This window comes from Dehalobacter sp. (assembly GCA_023667845.1).
Lineage (GTDB): Bacteria > Bacillota > Desulfitobacteriia > Desulfitobacteriales > Syntrophobotulaceae > Dehalobacter.
In genome coordinates this window covers 1-2,067 of the sequence record JAMPIU010000202.1, presented here as the reverse complement: position 1 = coordinate 2,067, position 2,067 = coordinate 1, and the positions used below count along the sequence as shown (strand labels likewise).

Annotated in this window: 4 protein-coding genes; all 4 read right to left on the bottom strand. The window is 43.8% G+C overall.

Translation table 11 applies throughout. The features are described 5' to 3' along the window. Window positions 1-112: SDR family NAD(P)-dependent oxidoreductase (locus NC238_16400; GenBank protein ID MCM1567489.1), on the bottom strand; the 112-nt coding region annotated here is incomplete at its 3' end. Window positions 113-170: 58 nt separating this feature from the next. Then, on the bottom strand, window positions 171-797 hold the full coding sequence (locus NC238_16395) for a TetR/AcrR family transcriptional regulator (protein MCM1567488.1): 627 nt from the start codon (window positions 795-797) through the stop codon (window positions 171-173). A gap of 448 nt (window positions 798-1,245) precedes the next feature. Beyond that, entirely contained in the window at window positions 1,246-1,548 is a 303-nt protein-coding gene (locus NC238_16390; protein MCM1567487.1) for a hypothetical protein, read from the bottom strand. A gap of 257 nt (window positions 1,549-1,805) precedes the next feature. Further along, a partial coding sequence (locus NC238_16385) for a hypothetical protein (protein MCM1567486.1) occupies window positions 1,806-2,067 on the bottom strand: 262 nt, incomplete at its 5' end.

The window sequence follows — 2,067 nt, the reverse complement described above, 5'->3', positions numbered from 1 at the left end:
CGTCGGCGATAACTACCCGCATGCCCTCCCGGACACAGCGCCTGGCTATACCCAGACCGATGCCGCTGGCGCCGCCCGTGATAACAGCAACTTTATCTTTAAATTCTTTCATTTTTTACCCTCCCCATATCTAAACCAAATACAAATCTCACCGGCCTGAACAAACATCTTTAAAACCGCAGGCCGGTCCGGTCAATCGCTCCGTTGAGGAAAAGGTCTGTCACCCTGTTAACCATATCTGTTTTAGAAACTCCCGGATAAGCCAGCCAGGCCATCATTACCAGGGCGTTTTGCCAGTCCAGGTAGATTGCCAGGGTCCCGGCCGGGATGTCCCGTCTGATTTCTCCTTTCTCCTGTCCCAGGCTGATAATGCTCTGTAAAACATCTCCGTAACCACTCCGCGCCTCCTGGTTTTTAGCGGTTTCAAGCAGCGTTTGAATCATGTATGCCATATATCTTCTTATTACATCCTCATTGAGGCTGTTTTCAAGCCATTCATTGGTCAGGTTGAACAAGGCGGTCAAACGGGTACGGGTGTCCGGCATCCCTTCAACTTTCTTAACTATTTCGGGTCCGACCTCTTTAAGTTTCCTCTGCACATGCGCCAGGACAATTGCTTCTTTAACAGGAAAATGATTGAATATTGTCCCTTTCGCCACGTCCGCCTCTTCCGCGATCTGTTCCACCGTGGTCTGTTCAAATCCCTGTTTGTTAAAGAGGTCCACGGCTGCCGAGATAATTTTTTTTCTGGTCTCTTCTTTTTTTCGCTCGATCCTGCTTCCTTTAACCGGCTCCACTTTATCACCTCCTGTAATCAGTACATATCTGTAATAAGTATATTACTGTACTGAGTACAAAATATCACGTTCCACGATTATTGGCAATAGGAAATTGTAAAATTTTTCAGAATGTCAATTAATAAAAAAGAGCAGGAAGCAAGTCCTGCCCTCCACTTGGGGATATAAATATTCACTATTGTCGTTAGGTGATACCAAACTAAGGAATGGGAGCATACCCCCCGCTTCTGCAACATTATATCGTTAAAAGTTACCAGACAGCGGAAAGGGGACACACCTCCGCTTCGGCAGCGTTATATCGTTAAACGTTATCAGACAGCGGAAAGGGGACACACCTCTATCACAGGCATTACTGCATGCTGAGGTATGTCCCCGATGGAATGGCTGCGCACATGTTGTGAAACTGATGGTTAAAGTTGAGGCTCTGACAGAGGAATGTCCCCGATTTTTACCGGGCTTTTTTACCGGGTGATTTGCCCTTCTGGGCCTGCTTTTTGTCCGCGCTTTGCCCGGGGGAAATCTTTTGCCTGTCAGGGCTATCCTCATTTACTGCGGCCGCCGTCTGGGCCGCTTTTTTTAAACTGATATACTTGTAGTATACATAGACAAACATGGCGTAGAGCGGAATGGTTAAAGCAATCTTGTACATGCTTGAGATCCAGGGAAGCGAATATAAAATGATGCCCAGCACGGTCACAACAAGCGCATACATGCGCCATCTTTTTATTTCAGTACTGTCTGTCTTTTTCACACCTCATACCTCACATAATAATTTTTAATTCAAAGGCTTAATACCTCATATAATTGAACTTTTATATGCCAGCATGCATATTCTATCTATAAAACGCAGGCTGACAGGAGGCACTTTTATGTCAAGTACACCTTCATCGGCAGGATTGCTTGAAATTATTGTTTTCTTCTTATTAGTTCTTGTAGTGTTGGTTGTTTTCAGTTAGCCAATATCGCAGCGTTTAAGTCACAACTTAAAAGAAAACCCAACATTCGTTATTATTTTTTCTTTAGCCATCCCAGGCTGAATGGAATAATTTTAGGAACTTCCAGATCGGATTCCAGAAAATAAAGCAGCTTGTTGCAAGAACTGCAAAAGTATAAATCTTTTTTTTCACCTGGTAAGGTCATCAGATCCCCACCGCAGGTGCATTTCGCATCTTTTTTTTCAGGCTCCCTGTTTTTTCTGGACTTAAACTTATCGAGTAAAGCAACCATTTTTCTCACCTGCTTATTAAATGTAATATTAATGCAAAATTTC